This is a genomic window from Acinetobacter sp. YH12046 (assembly GCF_013419905.1).
Classification (GTDB): domain Bacteria; phylum Pseudomonadota; class Gammaproteobacteria; order Pseudomonadales; family Moraxellaceae; genus Acinetobacter.
Genome location: NZ_VOZF01000009.1, coordinates 55876 through 79570 on the forward strand (window position 1 = coordinate 55876; position 23695 = coordinate 79570).

The 23695-nt window shown below is 42.1% G+C and carries 16 protein-coding genes; 4 read left to right on the forward strand and 12 right to left on the reverse strand.

Annotated elements, in window-relative coordinates:
* Positions 1-11: 11 nt before the first annotated feature.
* The 6 genes from FTU03_RS07520 to pilG all read right to left on the reverse strand — a co-directional run bounded on the left by FTU03_RS07520 (position 12) and on the right by pilG (position 8592).
* Positions 12-470, reverse strand: coding sequence for a hypothetical protein (locus FTU03_RS07520; RefSeq protein WP_159123374.1), 459 nt, complete (start codon positions 468-470; stop codon positions 12-14).
* Positions 471-4988: an Hpt domain-containing protein gene (locus tag FTU03_RS07525; RefSeq protein ID WP_159123373.1), complete on the reverse strand. Its 4518-nt coding sequence runs from the start codon at positions 4986-4988 to the stop codon at positions 471-473.
* 168 nt (positions 4989-5156) lie between these two features.
* Entirely contained in the window at positions 5157-7226 is a 2070-nt protein-coding gene (locus FTU03_RS07530) for a methyl-accepting chemotaxis protein (protein WP_159123372.1), read from the reverse strand.
* A 46-nt stretch (positions 7227-7272) separates the two neighbouring features.
* A complete protein-coding gene (locus tag FTU03_RS07535) occupies positions 7273-7809 on the reverse strand; it encodes a chemotaxis protein CheW (protein WP_159123371.1) in 537 nt (178 codons plus the stop codon).
* A gap of 5 nt (positions 7810-7814) precedes the next feature.
* The gene (locus FTU03_RS07540; protein ID WP_004784985.1) at positions 7815-8183 is read right to left on the reverse strand and encodes a response regulator; all 369 of its coding nucleotides are present in this window, start codon (positions 8181-8183) and stop codon (positions 7815-7817) included.
* Positions 8184-8208: 25 nt separating this feature from the next.
* Positions 8209-8592, reverse strand: a complete 384-nt coding sequence (gene pilG / locus FTU03_RS07545; protein ID WP_004784987.1) for a twitching motility response regulator PilG — start codon at positions 8590-8592, stop codon at positions 8209-8211.
* A 283-nt stretch (positions 8593-8875) separates the two neighbouring features.
* Here pilG and FTU03_RS07550 point away from each other — a divergent pair, with 283 nt between their 5' ends.
* From FTU03_RS07550 to FTU03_RS07565, 4 genes are all read left to right on the forward strand, one after another.
* The gene (locus FTU03_RS07550; RefSeq protein WP_159123370.1) at positions 8876-9520 is read left to right on the forward strand and encodes a hypothetical protein; all 645 of its coding nucleotides are present in this window, start codon (positions 8876-8878) and stop codon (positions 9518-9520) included.
* Positions 9521-9571: 51 nt separating this feature from the next.
* Positions 9572-10699: an efflux RND transporter periplasmic adaptor subunit gene (locus tag FTU03_RS07555; protein WP_166139290.1), complete on the forward strand. Its 1128-nt coding sequence runs from the start codon at positions 9572-9574 to the stop codon at positions 10697-10699.
* A gap of 18 nt (positions 10700-10717) precedes the next feature.
* Positions 10718-13825 (forward strand): efflux RND transporter permease subunit, encoded by a 3108-nt coding sequence (locus FTU03_RS07560; RefSeq protein WP_159123368.1) that lies wholly within the window; start codon positions 10718-10720, stop codon positions 13823-13825.
* Positions 13826-13922: 97 nt separating this feature from the next.
* Positions 13923-15641 (forward strand): proline--tRNA ligase, encoded by a 1719-nt coding sequence (locus tag FTU03_RS07565; protein WP_179992636.1) that lies wholly within the window; start codon positions 13923-13925, stop codon positions 15639-15641.
* Positions 15642-15694: 53 nt separating this feature from the next.
* Here FTU03_RS07565 and FTU03_RS07570 read toward each other — a convergent pair whose 3' ends face one another.
* The 6 genes from FTU03_RS07570 to FTU03_RS07595 all read right to left on the reverse strand — a co-directional run bounded on the left by FTU03_RS07570 (position 15695) and on the right by FTU03_RS07595 (position 23548).
* Entirely contained in the window at positions 15695-16990 is a 1296-nt protein-coding gene (locus FTU03_RS07570) for a hypothetical protein (protein WP_179992637.1), read from the reverse strand.
* Between the two features lie 16 nt (positions 16991-17006).
* Positions 17007-19181 (reverse strand): DUF6160 family protein, encoded by a 2175-nt coding sequence (locus FTU03_RS07575; protein ID WP_179992638.1) that lies wholly within the window; start codon positions 19179-19181, stop codon positions 17007-17009.
* Between the two features lie 29 nt (positions 19182-19210).
* A complete protein-coding gene (locus FTU03_RS07580) occupies positions 19211-19927 on the reverse strand; it encodes a hypothetical protein (protein WP_179992639.1) in 717 nt (238 codons plus the stop codon).
* A 12-nt stretch (positions 19928-19939) separates the two neighbouring features.
* Positions 19940-22030, reverse strand: a complete 2091-nt coding sequence (locus FTU03_RS07585; RefSeq protein ID WP_179992640.1) for a hypothetical protein — start codon at positions 22028-22030, stop codon at positions 19940-19942.
* A gap of 233 nt (positions 22031-22263) precedes the next feature.
* Positions 22264-22833 (reverse strand): dCTP deaminase, encoded by a 570-nt coding sequence (gene dcd, locus FTU03_RS07590; protein WP_004785008.1) that lies wholly within the window; start codon positions 22831-22833, stop codon positions 22264-22266.
* A 121-nt stretch (positions 22834-22954) separates the two neighbouring features.
* Positions 22955-23548, reverse strand: coding sequence for a LysE family translocator (locus tag FTU03_RS07595; protein ID WP_179992641.1), 594 nt, complete (start codon positions 23546-23548; stop codon positions 22955-22957).
* Positions 23549-23695: the final 147 nt, after the last annotated feature.

The following is a 23695-nucleotide window of genomic DNA, read 5'->3' on the forward strand; positions in this document are numbered from 1 at the left end:
ATTCAAAAGAATTATAGACCGATTGAAGACTGGATATGGCCCATTTGCGGGATGTGAAATAACTGATCCCCCATACGCACATACTGGAATACTGCGGGGTCAGTCACTTGCTGATCGGCATCAACCACTTCAGAAATACGCAGACGAATGGTTTTCGGCATTTCATTGCACATCAGGGCAAAACGCTGATGCACCTCATCTCCTTCAATCACCAGCGCCACACCACTTTTACGTGTTGGATCATTAACTGCATAAACCGGTAATTGCGCATCATGCCACTCAACCACTTTAACCTGGGTATCACTATCCAGTGCAGACAGGACAATATTTTGTGGTAACAGCATTGGATCTTTGCCGTGACAGTCAATAATATAAGCATCAATAAATCCGGTAGATACCGTAATTAAATGCTGAAGTTCCTGCTGACTTATCTGATCAGCCATTTTGGCATTAGTCGTATTCTGACTCATTTATGACCCCTGTTTTTCAGCAATTAACTGTTGAATATTCGCCAGTAATTCAGCTTCCTGGAACGGTTTGCCCATGTAGTGGGTTACGCCCAGACTGAAGGCACGTTCACGGTGTTTTTCACCAGTACGTGAAGTAATCATGATGATTGGCAGGTCACGGTGAATATCGTGGTGACGAACCAGGTTCGTGACCTCAAAACCATCCATACGCGGCATTTCAATATCCAGCAGCATCAGATCCGGACGGACATTTTCAAGCTGCTCAATCGCATCTACACCATCTTTGGCGGTGACAATATCATAGCCCTGACGCTCAAGCAGACGCGAGGTCACCTTACGTACAGTCACCGAGTCATCCACGATCATCACCAGACGGCGAGCATTGCCAGAACGTGAACCATCGCGTTGATCCTGCATGTGTTTCACACGCTGCGTACCATGGATCTGACGGGCAATATTCTGACCATCCAGAATCAGACAAACCTGACCATCACCAAGAATCGTCGCACCAGTGACTACACCAATATTGGCGAACTGATGGCCGATTGGTTTCACCACGATCTGTGCACGTGAACCTACTAACTGATCCACAAGTAAGGCAATGGTTTGACCACTGTTGCCTTTAATCAGCAATACTGGCAGTGAATGCGCTACGTTGTTCAGACGAGGAATTGGCTGATTCGATACGAACTCAGACAGGTAACGCAATTTGTAATTAACGCCATCAATCTTGAAGAAATCGTCTTTACTGTTGAAGTAAGTTTCCAGAGTAGATGGTGCAATACGTACAATACGGTCGATTTGCGCCAGAGAAACGGCGTATTGCTGATCGCCCACTTTTACCATCAAGGCATCGCTGACCGCTACAGTCGTCGGTACGCGAATAGTGAAGGTTGTGCCTTTGCCGACTTCAGAGCTGACAGATACGTGACCGCCCAGAGACTTGATCTCGCTTTGTACTACATCCAGACCCACACCACGACCAGAAATCTGGGTTACAGATTTAGCGGTACTAAAGCCCGGGTGAAAAATGAATTGCAATAGCTCTTCCGAATCCAGTGTCTGATCTTCTTTGATCAGGCCTTGACTAAGTGCTTTCTCACGAATCTTCTCAGCATCGATACCTTTACCATCATCACTAAATGAGACGATGACATCTGTACCCTGACGGCTGATGTTCAACAGGATTGAACCGACTTCCGGTTTATTCAGAGCAATACGATCTGCTGTATCTTCCAAACCATGGTCAATCGCATTACGCAGCATATGCTCGAATGGCGTTACCAGACGTTCCAGAATATTACGGTCTAATTCACCTTCACTATTCTGAACAATCAATTCAGCTGGACGGTTCAAAGTCGTAGAAGTCTGACGTACGATACGTTGTAAACGTGGCAACATCCGGTCAAACGGTACCAGACGAGTACGCATCAGGCTTTCCTGAATCTCGGCCTGAATCCGTGATTGTTGCAATAACAAACCTTCAGTTTCACGAATCTTGTCAGATAGAGTGCTCTTGAAGTCAACCAAGTCCGAAGCAGATTCCGCAAGCGACTTGGACAACTGGTTCAGGGACGAATATTGGTCCATTTCCAGCGGGTCAAAGTCTGCATAACGCGAGTTTTCTGAACCATGTTTGGCAATAATTTGAGATTCTAGCTCGCCTTCCATTCGGCGCAACTGATCCGCCAGACGCTTGATCGCCAGTTCCATCTCGTTCAGAGTATTGCCGAGCTGACCCAAATCCATCTCGATACGCGAACGGTTAATTGCATTCTCGCCTGACAGGTCGATCATCTTCTCAACCAGATCAGCAGAGATACGGATCATCTCATGGCTGGTATCGGTATTACCGGTATCGACCCACTCACCCATCATACGTGGTGGCTCAGTACCATCACCTTCAACAAACTCGAAGCTATTTTCAGTGACCAACGTTTCTGTTTTAGCCAGACGTTCAGGCAGCTGCGCAGTAACATCCACATAAGCAATCTTTTTCAGGCTGCTTTGGATCTGTTCAAAATTGCTATAGTCATGCTGGAAGATCGCTTGTCTTAACCAAGCCAGTGTTTTTTGCAGCAGGCCATCATAAGCATTCGAGTTAAAGTGATATACCGCAAACTGTTCGAATGTGGTTTCCAGTTCATACGCAATGCTGGCCACCTTTTCGTTTTCAACCATGCGCGCACCACCCTTGATACTGTGGGCAGCACGTTGTAATTGAAGCAATAAGCTACGGTCACTACGCTGATCAAACCATTGGTTCAGCAGTTTTTCGGTATTGTCGAGAATCTCTTCTGATTCTTCCAGGAAGGTTTCTTCAACAATCGACTTCAGTTCATCTTCTTCAGAGCGTTCTTCTGCTACAACTTCAACTGCTTCAGTTAAGGTTTCTGTTTCAGTCAGCTCAACTTGTTCATCTTCTAAGTTTAGAGCTGGTTCTAGATCTGAACTTGTATCTTCTAATGCAATCTCTTCCGATGCATCATCTACTGTCTCTACAGATTCAGTAGTAGCTTCTGCATATTCAAATTCGACAACAGGAATTGATGCTTCTACTGGAGCTGCAACAGCTTGACCAGCCACCAATGCCTGAATATTTTGCAGAATCGAAATTGCTTCAACAGCCGGATAATCGATACCTTCATCACGGATCGACTGGATACGGTCAGAAACGTTATCTTGCACCAGACGAATGATTTGAATCAGCGCTGGAGTAACAGCGATCTGCTGACGGATGATTCGCTCATAAATACTTTCTAGTTCGTGCGAAATCGAACCGATATGAGAAGCGGTAATCATGTTTGCACCACCTTTTAAGGTGTGCAAGTGACGCATCAGGTTATTCAGTGAAGTCGTATCATCCTGCTTTTTACTCCAGGTATTCAGATCTTCATCAATACCTACCAGTAATTCATCCGCTTCTTCCAGGAAGATATTCAGTAGATCCTCATCGAAATCACGCTGAGTTTCTGCGCTGTCGATGTACTGGCGGTCAGAGGCAATACGCTGGCTTAAAGCAGAAAAGTCAATGCTGGCTGTGGTTGCAGCTTCAGGAATAGAAATTTCTTCTGATACTTGTTCAGCAGGGACATTGTCTTCGGCAAAGATTTCCAGGTCCTGCTGTACAAATGCAGCCAGTTCACTCAAGGTTTTTTGCGTATCATCATTCAGAATGACACGCTGGCCTGCTGCTAGGGTATCGAATAAATGAATGAATTCCTGATGTGCCTGGGCAAACAGCTCATAAGCATAATCACTATTCAGCAGTACCGGTTTTTCCAGCAAGGCATCATAAGCAGATTTTAAATCTGTCGTAAACTCATGAATACCCAGTGCGGCACGGTTATCTGTATGTGCAAGCAGCTCGGCAGCCTGCTCGCTTAAAGCCTGAATATATTCTGGATAATCGACTTTAGCGCGTTTATCGAATTCAAACTCGGCATCCAGTAACAGGTCAATCTCCAGTTCAACCAGCTTGGTCACCAGACCTTGGGTTTCAACTGTTTCCGTTTCAGTGGCTGCGAAGCCATAATCATTCCAGACACGCTCAAAAGTCGCATACACTGCTGCCAGTTTGCTGCTATCACCCTGACGTAACAAATGCAGATAGTCGCTGACAAATTCAGCATACTGAATTAATACAGCAGTTTCTTTTGAGGTGGATGCAATTTCATCCTGAAGCAGTGTTTTAAACAGATGTTCTACTTTAGAGCTGGCCTCGAAGATTTCTTCGATCTGTGCCATGGACGAACTGCCGCGCAAAGTATGAATAGCACGAATCAATGCATTATAATCCTGCACTTTTTCATTTTCGCTACGCAGGAACTTGGCAATCGTTTCGAGATGCTCTTCCGCTTCCTCGATAAAGATCGCCACGGTTTCTTCTACATCACTACGTGCAGCATCTTCACTATCAGCTTCTTCAAGCTCAAATTCTGTTGTGCTTATTTCTATTGCTGCAGTTGTATCTTGATCTTCAGCCGAATCACCTAGCTCAAGACCTGTGATCTGGCCTTCGGCAGTCAGACTGTCTGCCAGTTGCAAGAGTTCTTCTAAAGCCGGTTCAGGTGTCATTTGTTGTTGTAATTGCTGACCTAAAAGCACGACTGGGCGCAGGTCAACATCGAGTTCCTGCACCTGTTTGAATTTTGGATATAAAGTAAACTGGTAAATATTCAGTACAGCTTTGGCATACTGTTGAATCGTAGGCGTTAACTGGATCGAACCTGAAAGTACCCGGTTTAAGGTATCTTCCACTGCCCATGCAATTTCACCCGCAGATTTAGCCCCCACCATACGGCCTGAACCTTTCAGGGTATGAAAATGGCGGCGAATGGTTTTCAGGTTTTCCTGATGAGCCGGATCACTCAACCATTCTGGAAATAAAGCATTTAACTCAACGAAAATCTCTTCGATTTCCTCGACAAAAATTTCAAGAATTTCTGCATCTTGATCAAGATAACTGTCTTCAGGAAGCGTTGTCGTTTCAACTAAATTTTTTAATATTTCTTTCATAGCTAATGCTTCTTACGTTGTGCCGCCAAGAAGGGCGCTCAAACTTAATTGTGACCGTCACGCGAGACCTAACCTTATGTAGTCAAGTCCATCTTGTCGAGGCTTTATCTGTATTTCTGAATGTGCCTCAACCTAGGTTAAGGCACACTCCCCTCATACTTTCTGACTTTATTCTGGTAGTTTAAAGTCAGATACAGATTCACGTAATGCATCGGCCATGTTCGCCAATTCAGATACCGAACGTGCTGTATCGAAGGTTGCACTCGTAGTTTGTGAAGTAATTTCCTGTACGACATTCATCGTGGTCGCAATATGACCTGCAGATGCTGACTGAAGTTTCGCAGCATCGGAAATGTTTGCAATCAGTTTTGCCAGGTTATTCGATACGTTCTGAATCTCATCTAGTGCCACACCGGCATCTTTAGACAAGTTCGCACCACGTACAACTTCGGCTGTGGTTTGTTCCATTGAAATTACGGCTTCGTTGGTATCGGTCTGAATGGTTTTTACCAGGCCTTCAATCTGTTTAGTTGCAGATGCAGAACGTTCCGCAAGACGCTGGACCTCATCCGCTACCACGGCGAAACCACGACCAGCTTCACCCGCCATCGACGCTTGAATCGCTGCGTTCAAAGCCAGGATGTTCGTTTGGTCGGCAATATCGTTAATCAGGGCGACGATGTTACCAATTTCTTGTGAAGATTCACCCAGACGTTTAATACGTTTCGACGTTTCCTGAATCTGTTCACGAATCGTATCCATACCTTCAATTGAACGGTGTACAACGTCTGCACCATTTGCAGCAATTTGTACTGAACGTTCCGCAACGACTGCAGATTCTTCCGCGTTGGCAGATACCTGGTCAATGGACATCGCCATTTCGTTAATCGCAGCAGATGCACCGGCAATTTCTTGTGCCTGGTGTTCAGATGCTTCAGCTAACTGGTTGGTAATGCTTTGAGTTGTCGCTGTATATTGCGCAACTTCCTGAGAAGTTTCGGTAATACGAGATACCAGGTCACGTAACTGGTCGATCGCGAAGTTAATCGAGTCGGCAATCGCACCGGTAAAGTCTTCCGATACTGTTGCATATGAACGCAAGTCACCATCCGCAAGGTCGGCAATCTCGTCCAGTAAACGTAAAATCGCATTCTGGTTACGGTCATATTCTTCTTGAAGACGGGTTACACGCTGTTTATCCGATGCACCACGTAGGGTTAACAGGCGGAATACACACAGCAGGAAGCCGATCAATAACAGAATTAACAGAACTGCTGGAACGATTGTTTTCAGACCAGAGTTACCAGATAGTTTGTTCAGGTTATCGAGCAGGACATCCGATTGCGAGAAAATTGACGCAGATGCCTGACGTACTTTTACGATTTGCGCAGAGTTTTTCAGGATTGTCGCAGATGCTGATTCAAGTACATCATCATATTCTGCTTTAATGCCTTCAAGAGACTCGCGCAGGTTTGGATCAGTAATCCGTTGTACACCCAGTTCAGCAGAACCGTTTAACTGTGCATTTAAGTATGAACCGAAAGTTTCGGTATCGGCACTGAAGTCGTCCGCTGATTCACGTGAACCGTCGTTACCGGTCAATACCAAGCTGATCGAACGTAAAATACGTTCCGCAATGAATACCTGGTTTTTCGCAATGACCACCTGGTTTGACGGCATGTCTTGACGCGCCATCTGGTCGACCATCAAGTTATATTCGGCCTGAATCCCCGGGATGGCTTCACCAATTGCGATGTTGGTGTCATATAACTGGTTAATGATTTTTTGTTGCGATGCAATCAGGTCAATACTAGAAGACACTTCTGTCCATTGTTTATCTACTGCTTGTAGCGCTTCATTATTGGAGTGAATATTTTTTACAGTCTCAAGGTTTTCAGCAAAAGCTTTTTGAGAATCTGTCAGGTTTTTCATCGCCTCAGGTGTACCAGAAGCCGTTGCTTCAGTCGCCTGACGAGAAATGGTTTGTGAAAGCAGACGTAAATCACCCAGACTTTGTGTCAGCTGGTTGGCACGTGGCACACTGTAGAAAAGATACAATAAAGTGATGGTTGCTGCTAACAGACAGCCGGCTGCACCATAAATAAACGGTTTAGACTTTTCACTATCACCAAATACACGTGACAACTGATCTGTTTGTGATTGAATCTTGGATAAAAAAGTATTGCCACTTTTGCGGCTACCTTCACCTGTATTTTTCTTTTTAAGTTTAAAGCCCATGCAGCCTCTCCCCGATTTACGTCTTTATTACTTTCGTGCGCGACGTTTAATTTATAAATTTTATAGATGCGTTCATAAATTTTGGATTTTGCAACAGACGACTGAATAAGAACACATGCCATTGTTGGTTATGCTGGTGGAAAAATCCCTGACAGTATTCTTGTAAGTTATTATCCAATTCAGTTGTTTTAGAAAAAAAACTTTTCTTATTAAAATGTTGTATACCCAAAACTTGATCAACAACCAAACCGACATATTGGTCATTATGGTGAATACATAATACTTTTTGAGTCGGTGAAAACTGGCTACTCTGTCCTGATACATATTGAGTCAAATCAGAAACTGATAATAACCTTCCCCGAATATTGGCCAACCCTAGAACCCATGATTGAGTATTAGGAACTGGCGTATATTTTGGAGGATAGATCACTTCGGATACTTCCCCCAGCGGGGCAACAAAATATTGCCCCATCATCTCAAAAGCAATGCCTGACCATCGGTTGACTTCATTTTCATTAGAAACGTAGTTTTTATTTCCCCGTTTCGCAATGCGAAGCAATTCGATAAATCCATTTGCTGCCATAGAGCTTATCCTGCGTTGAGGTGGTGCTTAATCACTTCAATCAACTGTTTTTCATCTACCGGTTTTGTAAGATAATCTGCGGCGCCCTGACGTTTACCCCAAACGCGGTCAGTGGCCTGATCTTTGGTACTTACAATCACAATCGGAATATGCTTGGTGGTTGCACCACGTGCAATTTGACGTGTTGCCTGGAAGCCATTCACGCCTGGCATGACCACATCCATCAATACCAGATCTGGCAACTCAGCCTGAGCCATGGTTACCCCATCTGCACCATTGGATGCTTCAATCACCTCAAAGCCATGTTTAGAAAGAATCTCTCTAAAACGGAATGTTTCTGTCGGTGAGTCATCTACGATTAAGATACGCGCCATGCCAATTCCCCTAAAAAATCAATTATTAAGCACTAATATGGTTACGGATTGCGTTAAGCAATTCATCTTTACTGAAAGGTTTAGTCAAGTATTCGTCCGAACCAACAACACGACCTTTGGCCTGATCAAATAAGCCATCTTTACTCGAAAGCATAATCACAGGAATATTCTGATAATTTTGAGAATTTTTAATCAATGCACAAGTTTGATAACCATCTAGACGAGGCATCATGATGTCTACAAATACGATATCCGGATTGGCTTCTGCGATTTTTGACAAAGCTTCAAAACCATCTACCGCAGTCACGACTTCATATCCTTCGCGCTGTAGAAGAGTTTCTGCTGTACGACGAATGGTCTTTGAGTCATCAATGACCATAACTTTTAGATTTTGGAATTTATCGTCCATTTTGACCCTTCCCATTTTAGAAACGATGCGCCATAAGGCTCATAGGATTATTTTATTACGATCGATAAACATTTTTAACACAAATCCACTTGTATTATCAATGAACATTTTCTACACAAGTGTGCATAAATGGCGGATTTTCATTAACCATTTCACATTTTTATTTTGTCATTGCTTTTTTTTTGACTGATGGTAGTTTTTAATTCGTGAATTTGAGTCTAATATAGCATTATTATTACTTTAAAATAAGTAATTTAGTCAACTTTCAATTGGGGAGCCAATGATGAGTCAGTTTTCAGAAAAACTTGCTTTCATTGATAAAAATAAAATGACTGGCCGATTCATATTTGCAGTGACACTTTTTCTTCAGGTCACCATTTCTTATGCCTCAACTAACCAGCCACCAAAAGCCACCTGGTACCGCTATTATGATAATAAAGGTGTGGCCAATATCAGCACTAACGTTACCCCCAACCATATCCGCTATGGATATGAGGCACTTGACCAGAATATGCAGGTCATTAAACGTGCACGTCCTTATAATGTCGATAAAGATATTAAACAGGCGCCGCAACGTGCCCAGCAGGCTCAGCGCATCGCAGAAGACCAGAAACTGAAACGTGCCTATACCAATAGCCATGTTGCTCTACAAAAAAAGAATGAAAGTCTGAGCCAACTTAAAAAACAGATTGCCTTTCAGCAAGAGCAGATGAAACAGTTGCAGCAAGACCGGGTTATGTTTTTACGCCAAGAACGTGAATATTTACGTAAAGGCAATAATCCCCCGGCATCTTTGAAAGCCAACCTTGAAAACAACCAGAAAAACCTGATTTCTCAAAAAGAAAATATTCAATCTTTACAAACTCGCTATCGAAATATGGAAGCGGAATACGACAGAATTATTGCCCGTTTAAAAGCACTTGAATAAACACAAATAACTTGTTGTTGCTTTAAACGACCACAAGTGAAAAGGATTAATATGCCATTTGCACAGCATTTTCATATTTCAAAGACCCCTTCTTCGCGCTCTGTATTGATGGTGAGTGCACTTTGCTTAAGTCTTTTTCTAAGCGGCTGCAATAAAAATGAATCTACACCGCAAGCCGAAAGTCCCAAAACAATTGAACTAATTCTTCAGGATCTGGTAGCTGTAAAAACAGGTACTTCAATCCAGAAATCCGCATTTACCGGCACTATTCGCGCAGTCAACCAAAGCAGTATTCAAGCGCAGGTTTCGGCCACTGCCACCAGTGTTAATGCTCAGGTCGGTGACAATGTAGCTAAAGGTCAGGTACTGGTTCGCTTAAATAATCAGGACAATGCCGCACGTCTGGCTCAGGCCCGTGCCAATCTGGCATCTACCCAGGCACAGGCCAATCAGGCGCGTAACATGATGCAGCGCAAAAAGCGCCTGCTCGACCAAGGCTTTATTTCTAAAGTTGAATATGAGCAAAGTCAGGTTGACTATCAGGCCCAGGTTGAAAATGTCCGCGCACAGCAAGCCAATGTCGATATTGCCGTAAAAGCCGATCGTGATGGCATTATCACCAGCCCGATTAGTGGCGTGATCACCCAGCGTCAGGTTGAGCCCGGTCAAACCGTGGCGATCGGACAAACCCTGTTTGAAATCGTAAATCCAAATCAACTGGAAATTCAGGCCCGTGTCCCGAGTGAGATGCAGTCCAGTCTGCGTTTAGGTAGCAAAATTGAATACCAGATTCAGGGCAATCCAAACACATTTACCGCTGCTATTAGCCGTGTATCTCCAATTGCCGATCAAGCCAGCCGCCAGATTGAATTCTTCGCCAGACCGAATGAAAGTATTCCCTCTTTAAGTATTGGCTCTTTTGTTGAAGGCAATATTCTGAGTTCTCAACAAGTTTCTGGTCAGATCATTCCCCTCGATACCATTCAGGATATCCAGAATAAACCTTATGTCTGGGTTATTCGCCAGAACAAAATTATTAAAGTGAATGTTCAGGTTCTGGAACAGCGCTATAACCAGAATACCGCAGTGATCCAGGGTCTGGAAACAGGTGATCAGGTCAGTCGCATTCCATTTACCGAGGCAGATCTCAACAAACCAGTGACAGTGCGTTCCAACTAATCAGACAGGATCATTAATATGTGGTTTACCCGAATTAGTGTGAAGTATCCCGTCTTCACTATTATGATGATGTTCTGTTTGATGGTACTTGGACTGGCTTCCTGGCAGCGCATGGGTGTGGAAGAATTTCCGGATGTCGATTTCCCCTTTGTCGTAATTTATACGAATTATCCAGGTGCTTCTCCAGAAACTGTTGAATCGGAAATTACCAAAAAACTCGAAGACCAGATCAATACTATTTCCGGTTTAAAACAGGTGATTTCACAATCCAGTGAAGGCCTGTCGATGATTACGGCCGAATTCAATCTGGAAGTGCCTTCAACCACGGCAGCACAGGATGTCCGTGACAAAATTGCTTCAGTCACCGCTGAATTCCGTGATGAAATTCAGGAGCCAGTCGTCGAGCGTTATGATCCGACTGCCAATGCAATCATGTCGATCGTATTTGAGTCCGACAATATGGGTTTAAAGACACTAAGCTCCTATCTGGATCAGCGCATTGTTCCACAACTGAGAACTGTTCCGGGTGTAGGTACCGTCAACCTGCTCGGTGATGCACAGCGCCAGATTCGCATTCAGGTTGAACCACAGAAACTACAAGCTTTTGGCATTGGCGTGGATAGCGTCATCAATACTCTGAAATCTGAAAATATCGAAGTTCCGGGTGGTACATTAAAATCTGGCAACTCGGAACTGGTGATTGAGATCAATTCCAAAGTCCTGCATCCCCTCGCCTTTGGCGATCTGGTCATTGCCAATAAAAATGGTGCACCGATCTTTCTGAAACAGGTCGCAGAAATTGAAGATAGTCAGGCAGAACTTGAAACTGGTGCATTTCTGGATGGCAAGGCTGCAGTGGCTGTCGACATTCTGCGTAGCTCTGATTCTAATGTTATTGAAGTAGTAGACAGTACCTACAAAACTCTTGAAAGCATTAAAGCCCAATTGCCACAAGGAACCACCTTAAAAGTTGTGGTGGATTCTTCAAAAAGTATCCGCGGCACCATTGGGGATGTTGCGCGTACCATTATTGAGGGTGCGGTGCTTGCTGTGCTGATTGTTCTATTATTTTTAGGTTCTTTCCGCTCAACGGTCATTACTGGCCTCACTTTACCGATTGCATTGCTCGGAACTTTGACCTTTATCTGGGCTTTTGGTTTCAGCATCAATATGATGACCTTATTGGCCCTATCTTTAAGTATCGGTTTGCTGATTGATGATGCAATTGTAGTACGGGAAAATATCGTACGGCATACCGATATGGGTAAAGACCATGTCACTGCCGCGCTGGACGGCACCAAAGAAATTGGCCTTGCCGTTCTGGCAACAACCCTGACCATTGTCGCGGTATTCTTGCCTGTTGCCTTTATGGGCGGAATCATTGGCCGTTTCTTCTATCAGTTCGGTGTAACGGTGAGTACCGCCGTTCTGATTTCCATGTTTGTTAGCTTCACTCTAGATCCAATGCTATCTGCGCATTGGGCAGAAAAGAAAAAAGATCCCAATAAAAAGCCAGGGCGCATTAAACGTTTCTTTAACTGGATTTCAGGTAAATTAGACAATTTAAGCCATGTCTATGAAAAACTGCTGAAACTGGCTTTGCGCTTTAGATTCATTACTATTGTAATTGCAGTGGCGTCTTTGTTTGGCGCTCTAGCCCTGTCGAAACTGATTGGTACCGAGTTCGTACCTGTCCCGGATAAGGGTGAAATCCGGATCAAGTTTGAAACTCCAGTCGATGCTTCACTGGAATATTCACAAGCCAAACTGCAGCAGGTCGATAAAATTGTACGTCAGCATCCTGATGTACGTGCAACTTACGGCGTAATTAATGGTGTGACCGATCGCGGTAAAAACCATGTCAGCTTACGTGTCACTGTGACTCCGCGGACTGAACGCGAGAAAAGCTTGAATGATCTCAATAATGAATTCCGTCAACGTTTACAATCTGTGGGCGGCATTACCATTACCTCAGTCGCTTCCGCGGATGAAACCGTATCGGGTGGCCAAAAGCCGATTATGATTTCAATCAAAGGCCCTGATTTGAATGAACTACAGAAGATTTCCGATCGCTTTATGGTCGAGATGGCTAAAATTGATGGCATTGTCGATCTTGAATCCTCACTGAAAGAGCCAAAACCGACCTTAGGTGTACAGATCAATCGCGTTCTGGCCAGCGATCTTGGTTTATCAGTCAATCAAATTGCCAATGTGGTTCGCCCACTGATTGCCGGCGATGATGTCACCACCTGGCAGGATGAAAAAGGTGAAACTTATGATGTTAACTTACGCCTGACCGAAGACCGGCGCACCCTGCCGAGCGATCTGCAAAATATGTATATCACTTCATCTAAAATGGATGGCAATAATCAGCCGATTTTGATCCCGCTTTCTAGCGTCGCGAATTTTGAGGAAAAACTGGGAGCTTCTCAGATTAATCGTCGTGATCTGGCGCGTGAGGTGCTGGTTGAAGCAAATACCTCTGGACGCCCTGCAGGTGACATCGGTACTGACATTAGCAGACTTCAGGATAATTTCGACATGCCACCGGGTTATAGTTTTGATACCCAAGGTGCCAATGCAGATATGGCAGAATCCGCTGGTTATGCGTTGACTGCGATTACCCTGTCGATTGTATTTATTTATATTGTGCTGGGTTCACAGTTCAACAGCTTTATTCATCCTGCTGCCATTATGGCTTCATTACCTTTGTCATTAATTGGTGTATTCCTGGCGCTGTTCCTGTTTAATTCGACCATGAACCTGTTTTCGATTATCGGGATTATTATGCTGATGGGCCTGGTGACCAAAAATGCGATTCTGCTTATCGACTTCATCAAGAAAGCCATGGATCGGGGTGAAGCCCGTTATGATGCGATTCTGAATGCCGGCAAAACCCGTTTACGTCCAATTCTGATGACCACCAGTGCCATGGTCATGGGAATGGTGCCGCTCGCTCTGGGCTTAGGTGAAGGTGGTGAACAAAGTGCACCGATGGCACATGCCGTGATCGGCGGGGTAATTACCTCCACCCTGCTGACATTGGTCGTGGTTCCAGTGATTTTCACTTACCTAGATGACTTTAAGAATTTTATGCTGCGCCAAGCCCGTAAAATCATGGCATAATTTAAACCATCACAATGAGGTGACATTCACGAATGTTCACCTCATTTTTTATTGTATAATCTCTGCTTTAACGCTTAATTTTTTTAGGACAGTTTCCATGCGCGCGAGTCGCTTTTTATTTGCAACGTTGAGAGAAACCCCGAACGATGCTGAAGTTATTTCACATCAGCTGATGCTTCGTGCCGGTATGATTCGTAAGTTGGCTTCAGGTTTGTACACCTGGCTGCCGATGGGCGTTCGCGTATTAAATAAAGTTGCAGCGATCGTTCGCGAAGAGATGAATAACGCGGGTTCACTCGAAGTCTTGATGCCTGTGACCCAACCAGCTTCTCTTTGGGAAGAATCTGGTCGTTATGTGCAATACGGTCCTGAACTATTACGTTTTAAAGATCGTCATACCAATGACTTTGTGCTTGGCCCAACACATGAAGAAGTGATCACTGATCTGGCACGTAATGAGCTAAAAAGTTACAAACAACTGCCTGCAAACTTCTACCAGGTTCAAACCAAGTTCCGTGACGAAATTCGTCCTCGTTTTGGCGTAATGCGCTCACGTGAATTCATCATGAAAGATGCCTATTCTTTCCATGCGGATCAGGAATCTCTGCAAGAAACTTACGACAAAATGTACGAAGCGTACTGCAAGATCTTTACCCGTTTAGGTCTGGATTTCCGTCCAGTACAAGCGGATACCGGTTCAATCGGTGGTTCAGGTTCACACGAATTCCACGTCTTGGCTTCAAGTGGTGAAGATGATATCGCTTTCTCAACTGAATCTGATTATGCGGCTAACATCGAAATGGCTGAAGCGATTCTGGTGGGCGAACGTGCTGCTCCGACTCAAGAACTGAAAGTGGTTGATACCCCAAATCAAAAAACCATTGCTGATGTATCAAATTTCCTTGGTACTGATCCTGCGCATTCAGTAAAGGCATTACTGGTTCAAGGTGTTGCAACTGAAGAAGGTAAAGCAGCTCCTGTCGTTGCCCTGTTCCTTCGTGGTGACCATGAACTGAATGAAATTAAAGCCGAAAAGCATCCAAAAATTGCTGCACCTTTAGCTTTTGCTACTGAAGCTCAACTTGCCGAACTTGGCTTAACGGCTGGTTTTGTGGGTCCGCAAGGCTTAGTAGAAAAAGGCCTAACAGTGATTGTTGACCGTGCTGCTTCTGTACTTTCTGATTTTGTCGCAGGTGCAAACGAAGCAGATAAGCACGCAACTGGCGTGAACTGGGAACGTGATGCGCAGTTTAGCGAAGTTTATGACCTGCGTAATGTGGTTGAAGGCGATCCTTCTCCAGATGGTAAAGGTACACTTCAAATCAAACGTGGTATCGAAGTGGGTCATATCTTCCAGTTAGGCAAAAAATACTCTGAAGCTTTAGGTTGTAAGGTCTTAGGTGAAGATGGCAAACCATTCACTGTAACCATGGGTTGTTATGGTATTGGTGTAACACGTGTGGTTGCTTCAGCGATTGAACAAAACTACGATGAGAAAGGTATTATCTGGCCATCTGCGATTGCACCTTTTGAAGTGGCAATTGTTCCAATGAATGCACACAAATCACCTCGCACTTTAGAAGCAGCTGAAGCACTTTATGCTGAACTTCAAGCAGCTGGTTTCGATGTCTTGCTGGATGACCGTAACGAACGTCCAGGTGTGAAATTCTCGGATATCGAGTTAACAGGCATTCCACACCGCATTGTGATTGGTGAAAAAGGTTTAGATGCTGGTACTTTTGAATATAAAGGTCGTCGTGATGCTGAATCTGTAAACCTGTCTAAAGAAGAACTATTGTCAAAAATTGCTAAATAAGCTGCTTTAAAATAAAAAATCCCGCGAAATGCGGGATTTTTTATAGATACTTCTTAGCAGAACTTATGCCCACCAAAACAGTTGGATTTAAAATCTTGTCCTGCTAACCTTAAATTAGTAAGTGGAAAATCAATTAGGGTTGGGTTCTTAATTTCACCCACGTCCAGAGATCCACCTGCAATACACCCACTGATCAGGCCACCACAACTACGGATATTGTTTGTTAAATCATAATTAATCCCAGCAATAGTCTGTTTTAAAACAGCATCGGTGATATTCACTTTATCTGCTGGGGAAATACTACCTAAGTCAACTTCATCTTCCATTGCAAGCCACCACCCCTGATTAGCTGCAACAGCTGCACCTGGCCACAAAATGTTTTGTGATTGTAATGATAAGGATGCTGGGTTATTCAGATATAGCGCGTGAATCAAACCTAGACTTTGATTTACAGTAATATCTGTTTTTAAACCTGTTAGATTACCAGTAATTTGTTTATCTAGATTTAATAGACCACCTAAAAGTGATGCCTTTAATGGACCATTAAAGTCAATTTTACTCACTGTACCAGTACCTTTCAGCACGACATCTTTCATACGCGTCCCAGAGACAATAGTAGCAGGAATAGTAAAAGGAGCCGTGGTTTCACTTAGGGTAAATGTGTAATCATCAGAGGTGTAATGCAAATCTAGAGGTAATGTTAGACTTCCAATTTTACCCCGTACAGTTCCCTCAATTTCTTGGCCTGTCGCAGCAAAGTTCATGATACGAGATGCTGTTTTTGCTTCACCTGATGCTGCTTTAGTTTTCATATAACCGCTGAAACTGTTAATCCCATTCGGTGTATTACTATTTTCAGTACCTAAGGTTAGAAGACCTTGAATTTTTTCAGCACTCAGGCGAAAACCCAATACTTCACGTGTGGATGCCTGATTTGGGTTTTTGATTGCAAACTGTACAAATGGATTAGTGATTACTGCCGAACTTGCCGCACGATCATCAGATGAATAATCTGTACCTGACTGCCACCCACTCAGAGCAATATTATCAATATCAATATCACAACCAGATGCACCATTAATACCACCACAACCAAGTTGTAATTTCTTAATATTGGCATTAACTTCCATTTCAGCTTCTAAACCAAGTTTATAAAAAGACACATTAGATTGATCATAAGTATTATTAAGGTTGTCAACCTGTTTGTAGCCTTGTTGTACTTCCATGGAAAGTAAAGCTTGTCCTTCAATCTTGGACAACTCGGTATCATTTAATGCCGTCATTGCAAAACCATGTTGTATAAATGCACAGGTTGATACAATTAAACTATTCAATATTATTTTTTTCATGAAATCATCCCTTACTTCAGCGCGGTGTAATGCCTAGCGTACTGCGCATGGTTCCACCCGTGAGTGCAATTGTTGCTATATTCTGCATATTGCCATTTGTGGTCATGGCCATATTGGTTCTAAACGGCTCGATAATCTTCTGATCTTTATTAAAATTAATTTGATTATCTAAAGTAACAGTATCTTCACTCACCCCTATTTTGGTGATTAACCCTAAATTCCCTTCCATACGATTAAAGTTAATCGCAGAAATATGAACTGCACCTGTGCTATCTACATCTTCATTAATCAGACTAAAATAACTACCAAGATTATTAACATCACCTTTTTCTTCAGAAGTTAATGTTCGGAACTTAAAGTTTGCATCCAGCGATAAATAATTTTCGTCTGCTACATCCAGCCCCGGAATAATCATTAACTCACCACTACCATCAAGCATCATGGCAATTGTTGTTAATACATCATCGCGTTTAGAAAAATTGTCATCAGGAACAAACTGATCACATTTATTGCCTGATACACAGTTATATTTAGATCCCGGTAGTTGCCCAATTGCCACCTCAGCTTTCGCTGCGATCAGCAATTTATCAGCTTTTACATAGATGCCTTCATCCTCATAACCAATCACCCCTTTGGATTCAATAAAGGCATCAATATTTCGAAGGCCAGCATAATAGTTTCGCGCATGGCCATTCTCTACACCACCATCAATTAAAAGAATTGAGGTTGTACTTGGCGCTCCGGTTTTGGCATCCTTTCCATAACCTTCAGTTGATGCCATCACGTTATAGGCAATACCATTCTTGTCACCGTCATATTTTGTACCCGACAAGGCCACATTGGCATTCAGGTTGTAAATTGGAATACCAATTCCCCAAGAACCACTATTCCCGGAAATAACACCAGTATCATTAGAAATAAAATTTGCTTTGGCTGCAATCGACTGAAAATCCATACCCCGTATGGCAATTAGTGCAAAGTCCTGATTAGCAGACGTACTGCTTAAAGTTTGCTGCAAAATCGGATTACTTCGTCTAAGCGTTGACTTAATATTATCATTCACTAAAAACTCCAGGTTCTGTGCCTGAATTGTATTGATATAAATGTCGCCAAAATCGATATAAGCATTATTTTTTCCAGTTAATGAACGCAATTCATTAAACTGAACTGCATAGCTTCCTTTACCCGTATGACCAATTTCCAAAGTCGTTGGCTTTAAACCCTGTGCTGCTGCCACTTCCTGATTAGTAAAATCCGCAGATAAACCAAGATGCAAGCCACCTTCACCTGCGTTATAGCTTGAAACACTCTGATCTTGTCGCGTCAGCACACCACCAACTTTATTACTTATATCAAAAGAATTCAGTTTTGACTGATCGGCACCTAACGACAAACGTGCATTACTCACTGCACCCGAAATACCATAGCGCATGATATTTTTTAAATCGCCATCTCCATTCTGATAGCGTAAATCAAAGTTTAATCCAGCTGTTTGCGCACCAGTTGTTCCTACAGCCACTGGTTTTAAATTAATTAGATGGTCTTGTGTGCCACTTTTACTGGAGAGTACGATGCCTTGTGTCGGGTCTATATACATATAGCCCGTACCAGCGAAGTTAAAATTAAAGTTATCTAGAACTAAGCTATTTGTACCTAAAGTATGTTTGATCGTGGCATCTTGCAAATTGAAATCGATAGTAGCTGTTTCATTCTTATTGAATAAACCTGCTGTCGTATGAAGCACCATTTTAAATGGACTATCAATCGCAAGACCTAATTTGCCCAAATTTTGATTGTTTTCGACACAGCTTGTTCCAACACAATCCTTACTCACAAGTTTAAAATCTGCATTGGCACTAAAGGGAGCTACGCTTGCTTCTAGACGGATCCCTGCACCAGCATCGGTCGCACCGACATCAAACTTAAGCTGGCTTAAAATCGCATTTTGATCTTTGCCTAAGATTTCTACTTTATGCAATCCCAGTCCCATCTTGGTATTTACATCAGCATTCGGGTCATACCAATTGAGCTGTTCAACTTCTACTTTTGATACCTCGTGTGTAATCGTAATACCGTCTTGACCAGTGATATGACCCAATTCTTGTTCTTCAATCAGCTCTAGTGCATAACTATGCTGTGCCAAACAGACACATGCCGTTAATAATTTAATTTGTAATTTTATTTTTTTCATTCTTTCATCCCTATGCTGCATCCATGCAGTTAGCAACGGCTTTGTGCACTACCACCTGAACAGTTAAAGCTAAATATTTTTAAGTTTCCTGACATGTGCATGTTGCCGTGCATATTGAGGCCCATAAAGCCTTTCTCACGTCCCTGATCAAATTCTGGGACGTCTGCTAGGGCTGTGGTATACGTGCCATCCTCCTTATAAACACGATTAGTAAAGGTCGTGTACTTTTCTGAATTGGCATATCCTTCTTTATCACCCTCACCAGTTCCTGTCTCAATAGCTAAAGTATTAAAACCCAAGTTACGTATCTTTAGAGGGTTATCATCATAAAATTTAATTTTCATGGCAGTTTGTGGGTCACCTGCCGCATTAGTAATCGTAGTACCATCGATAGAAAACTTATCAATTTGCAGGGTACCTTGTATGCCTTTAAACACCAGCCATTTTTTATTGCCTTGGGCATCGACATGATTGTTCGGTGAAATCGCCAAGCGACAAAACAAGGTGTTAATTCCACAATCTGTTGTTGGCTTGTAATACACTTCTAACTTATTAGCGACCGTTTCAGAAATTTGAGATTTTGTTAAATCAGTAGCGTATTGATGGTTGAGTGACAAGGTCCAGCTTAAATCCGCTCCGCCTTGACCTGTTTCTGCTGTCATTTGCTGTGAATCAAGACTGACCAAGCCGGCTTGTGTCGTTAAAGAAATCCCAAGAACCGTAGCAAACATTAACTTTTTCAACATTGCTCTATTCCTTTATAGACCTGTAGTTTTTATTTTTAGATGTTGAATCAACACACCATCAATCACAGCTGAACCAAAGTTTTTCGCTAAACCATTAACATCTTTAAAGACAATACCTGTTGCTGTCGTTCCATCTTTTGCTTTTAGCATTCTGTCACTGCCGAACTGTTTATCAACTGTACCTATAGCAATACTACTATGTGTTGCATCACGTCCTTGATAGATTGCCACAGTATCTGCTGTTGCTGAAATTGGCGTACCACAACGATAGACATTACAGGTAGAACCTTTCATTGCATCGGTGCCCAAATATCCCGTAACTTCTCCATCTTCATTATAAACAGCATAATTTTGATAAATTTGATTATAAACTTCAGGTACATTTGGAATTCGGGTAATTTCGAGAATAATATTGTTCCCTTCAGAACCTAAAATAAATGGTTGATACATATTGCCCAAGACCAAGTTAATATTAGGGCTGTATAGATATAAACCCTCCGTTTCATTGAAAATTGGTGCATTTGAACGATCTATTGCTGGTGTAACAGCAGTACCATCTAAAGTATCTGATTTTGCTGCAGTGCTCAGACGAATCCCTTTATTATCCAAATTTTGATCATCAATACTTAAATTAGCTGGATTATCATTGGTATTTAAACGAACAATACTGGCTATACCCAAAGTTTCATTATAATTTTCATTCGTAGACTTTCCAGTTTGAAATAATCGGGTTTGAGATCCATTTAAACTCAGTCCATTGGCCACAAATTGTGCCCGCAAACGATAATCTTTGTCTAATCCAGAAGTTGGTGCACCTGTAACTGGATCTACTTCATTACTTGAATTTAATTCACGCGAAAAAATATCTGTCCAGAAGCCAAGTTTAATATTATTATCAGCTTCATTTGCAGCAACCGTTGCTAAAGGTGCCTCCAATGCCAAATAACCTATTGAGATATCAGTCTTACTAAATTGTTTTACTGTGTCAGAACCAGCACGGAATAACCAAGGGTTATCTGGTGTTCCCCAACTAAATCCTTGGTCACTATAACGTGTACTTAAAGAGCCATCACTTTTTGATAGGGCCAATCCATAAATAAATACATCTGCTTTAGTTCTAAGGTTAGTTACGCTTGCTCCTGTTCCTGCATCCTTGGCAGCTTGAGTTGCTAATGCTATAAGTTGGTCATAAAGCTCTTTTCTTTTCTTTTCTGCCTCTGGTGCTGCAAGTGCATCTGCCTCAGTTTTTGCCTGTAATTTTCCAGCATCTGTTTTCTGAGCAATCTGTGATGCTATATAAGCGTCTATCACAGGGTCAATGATATTTGTTCTTCCTGTTGTACTCAATTTTTCATCTTTAATAAATTTTGATTCAGGAAGTGTATTATTAATCTTGTTCCCATAAAGCAATTCAATCATTTCACGTGTATTTATCTCTGCATATTCTTTAGACCTATTAGGGAGATATGGAGTTAATTTATATGCAGTTGTCCCATCATTTTGGAGTGAGTAATTAATACCTGGTGAGGTATTACCTGCACCATTATAATAATCATCATAACGCTGTTCATAATACCGTTGCATTAACTCAGAGTCATAATAGGCTTGAACAAGTTGAGACCGAAGGGCAGGTTGTTTCGCTTCTTCCGTCGCTTTAATATCTTTGGTGTATTTTGTTTCTAATTCAGTATATTTAGGATTAAAAATAGGGTCATATGTGTCTTTATAAATTGTAGCATAGCCTGTTGAAGCTTGAGCTCCCAAATAAGCATTGGTATATGCTAAATCATAAGTTTTATTATAGGCACGCTCACCTAATTGAGCATAGTTCTCTCCAGTTGGAATAATACGAATAAAGCCAGTGTCTGCCTGACCTGGATTGGCAATACCTCGTGCATAGCTTGAACCACTGGAAGCATCATTTGGTGCCTGAAAAACCATTTTAAAGTCATCAAGTACCAAGGCAACACCTTCACCGGTAGTATCAGAAAGAGAAGAATCCGATAATTCCTGCATTGCATGTGCGGATGGCAATAATCCCAAACCGATCATCATTGCCAAATAGCTTTTACGAAATTGAAATTTAGCTTTTATTTGAGCCATCTCGACCTATCCTTCTTATCTGATGCTCCGCATCTTTATCCTTCAGCTTCCCAGCCTTCAATTTTTGATTTTTATGATGCTTGGCACATCTTTTTTATATATTCATTCTTCATTATGCTTATTTTTAGCAGGATTACCAAAGCCAAAAGACTAAAAACCCCGAATTTCCGATGAATGAAACAGCAAAAAAATAAGCGAGGCATTTGCCTCGCTTATTGAATGCTTTAAAACCATTAAGCTTTAGGCAAAGTAACGCCTGTCTGCCCTTGGTATTTACCACCACGATCTTTATATGAGGTTTCACAAACTTCATCTGATTCGAAGAACAGCATTTGAGCCACACCCTCACCCGCATAAATACGTGCAGGCAGGTTAGTCGTATTCGAAAACTCTAGTGTGACATGACCTTCCCACTCAGGTTCAAGTGGAGTCACATTCACGATAATGCCGCAACGTGCATAAGTCGATTTACCCAAGCAAACGGTTAGTACATTTCGTGGAATACGGAAGTATTCGACTGTACGCGCCAAAGCAAATGAGTTGGGTGGAATGATACAAACATCCGACTCAATATCGATAAAGCTTTTTTCGTCAAAGTTTTTCGGATCGACAATTGCAGAGTGAACATTGGTGAATACTTTAAACTCACGTGCACAGCGCACGTCATAGCCATAGCTTGAGACACCATAAGAAATCAGCTTTTGACCATTTTCGTCCAGACGAATCTGGTTTTCTGCATACGGTTCAATCATGCCGTGTTTTTCGCTCATTTCACGAATCCAACGATCAGACTTAATTGCCATTGATATAATCCAAAAATCTTAAAAATAAGTAATTGCGACGTACTTTAACTGAAATTGACACTAATGAAAATAAGCGAAATTCTGACAGCTAAATTTCAGGAATTTAGCTGCTTTTTCAGGTTTAAAGACTAAGGAGTGCTGAATAGGATAAAGGTACAGAAAAGCTCATTAAAATAATGGAAGCAGTCTTTTGTAAGTTCTTTTGATTCAACCAGCGATTGTTTTTTCTGGCCAATAAACTACCTAAAAAAGTCCAGAAAAATGCGATAGGAATAAGTAATGCCAAGAATGCCAGCATATAAGTCACATAATATTGACTGCTTTTCCACACAATGACTGGGAAAATGGCCGAAGCAAATAATAATGCCTTAGGATTCAACAAAGTCGCCAAAAATAGTTCCCGTGCCCGAATCGAAATACATTGAAAGTTTTCACCAAGTTCTGCAGTACGCCATAATTTTAAAGCTAAAAATAGAATATAAGCAGCACTACAGAGTTTGAGGATATGAGGTAATTCCGGTAAATAGACCGAGATTTTACCAATCAAAAAGCCCCAGAATGTAATTGCGATGAGATAGCCGAAAGCTTCTGCAGGAATAAGGTGAAAAGTTTTTCTAAATCCAACTTGAATACCTGACGATGCCAATAAAGTATTGGTTGGGCCCGGTGTTAATAGAATGGCTGCCACTAAACCAATAAATAACCATGAAATCATAGTTTGACCTCGCTCTTAGGTATTAAGCATAAAATAATCCGGTCAAATCTGCAAAAAAATAATTGTAAGAGAACATATTAAAAATTTTTATATTTTCTTATTTTTTAATTAATTTCATATAATTAGATAGAAATACAAGAAATTTTC

Bases quoted from the DNA above. Each gene is read 5' to 3' on its own strand.
- FTU03_RS07520 (WP_159123374.1), bottom strand. From the start codon at position 470: ATGAGTCAGAATACGACTAATGCCAAAATGGCTGATCAGATAAGTCAG.
- FTU03_RS07525 (WP_159123373.1), bottom strand. From the start codon at position 4,988: ATGAAAGAAATATTAAAAAATTTAGTTGAAACGACAACGCTTCCTGAA.
- FTU03_RS07530 (WP_159123372.1), bottom strand. From the start codon at position 7,226: ATGGGCTTTAAACTTAAAAAGAAAAATACAGGTGAAGGTAGCCGCAAA.
- FTU03_RS07535 (WP_159123371.1), bottom strand. From the start codon at position 7,809: ATGGCAGCAAATGGATTTATCGAATTGCTTCGCATTGCGAAACGGGGA.
- FTU03_RS07540 (WP_004784985.1), bottom strand. From the start codon at position 8,183: ATGGCGCGTATCTTAATCGTAGATGACTCACCGACAGAAACATTCCGT.
- pilG (WP_004784987.1), bottom strand. From the start codon at position 8,592: ATGGACGATAAATTCCAAAATCTAAAAGTTATGGTCATTGATGACTCA.
- FTU03_RS07550 (WP_159123370.1), top strand. From the start codon at position 8,876: ATGAGTCAGTTTTCAGAAAAACTTGCTTTCATTGATAAAAATAAAATG.
- FTU03_RS07555 (WP_166139290.1), top strand. From the start codon at position 9,572: ATGCCATTTGCACAGCATTTTCATATTTCAAAGACCCCTTCTTCGCGC.
- FTU03_RS07560 (WP_159123368.1), top strand. From the start codon at position 10,718: ATGTGGTTTACCCGAATTAGTGTGAAGTATCCCGTCTTCACTATTATG.
- FTU03_RS07565 (WP_179992636.1), top strand. From the start codon at position 13,923: ATGCGCGCGAGTCGCTTTTTATTTGCAACGTTGAGAGAAACCCCGAAC.
- FTU03_RS07570 (WP_179992637.1), bottom strand. From the start codon at position 16,990: ATGAAAAAAATAATATTGAATAGTTTAATTGTATCAACCTGTGCATTT.
- FTU03_RS07575 (WP_179992638.1), bottom strand. From the start codon at position 19,181: ATGAAAAAAATAAAATTACAAATTAAATTATTAACGGCATGTGTCTGT.
- FTU03_RS07580 (WP_179992639.1), bottom strand. From the start codon at position 19,927: ATGTTGAAAAAGTTAATGTTTGCTACGGTTCTTGGGATTTCTTTAACG.
- FTU03_RS07585 (WP_179992640.1), bottom strand. From the start codon at position 22,030: ATGGCTCAAATAAAAGCTAAATTTCAATTTCGTAAAAGCTATTTGGCA.
- dcd (WP_004785008.1), bottom strand. From the start codon at position 22,833: ATGGCAATTAAGTCTGATCGTTGGATTCGTGAAATGAGCGAAAAACAC.
- FTU03_RS07595 (WP_179992641.1), bottom strand. From the start codon at position 23,548: ATGATTTCATGGTTATTTATTGGTTTAGTGGCAGCCATTCTATTAACA.